The sequence below is a fragment of the Bowmanella yangjiangensis genome, assembly GCF_017255015.1.
Classification (GTDB): Bacteria; Pseudomonadota; Gammaproteobacteria; order Enterobacterales; family Alteromonadaceae; genus Bowmanella; species Bowmanella yangjiangensis.
Genome location: NZ_JAFKCS010000494.1, coordinates 1 through 559, shown reverse-complemented (window position 1 = coordinate 559; position 559 = coordinate 1). Strand labels below are relative to the sequence as shown.

General features: G+C 64.0%; 1 protein-coding gene. It reads left to right on the top strand.

Translation table 11 applies throughout. From position 1 onward, the window contains the following. Positions 1-559: PAS domain-containing protein (locus tag J0A65_RS25330; RefSeq protein WP_206596984.1), on the top strand; the 559-nt coding region annotated here is incomplete at both ends.

The window sequence follows — 559 nt, the reverse complement described above, 5'->3', positions numbered from 1 at the left end:
ACATCAAGGCCATCGACCGCTCCATGGCGGTAATCGAATTCAACCTGGATGGCGAGGTGGTCAGCGCCAACCAGAACTTCCTCGACCTGATGGGTTATACCCGCGACGAGGTGATCGGCCAGCATCACCGGATGTTCTGCCTGGCAGAAGACAGCCACAGCGACGACTACCGTGAGTTTTGGGCACGCCTGAACAAGGGCGAGTTCATGTCCGACCGCTTTCGCCGCGTCACCAAGCACGGCCGCCAGGTCTGGCTGCGCGCGACCTACAACCCGCTGTACGACGCCAACGGACGCGTGTACGGCGTCGTCAAGTTCGCCAGCGACATCACCACCCAGGTCGAGCGCCGCGACTCCGAAGCCGCCGCCGCGCAGCTGGCCCACGACATCGCCAAGGAGACCGACGTCTCCGCCGATCACGGCACCCGCACCGTGGCGCAGACCGTCGCGGTGGTCAACGACATCGCCAGCGAACTGGCCAACGTCGCGGAGCAGATCGAAGGCCTGAACAAGCAGTCGGAACAGATCACCAGCATCGTCCAGGTCATCCGCGGCATCGC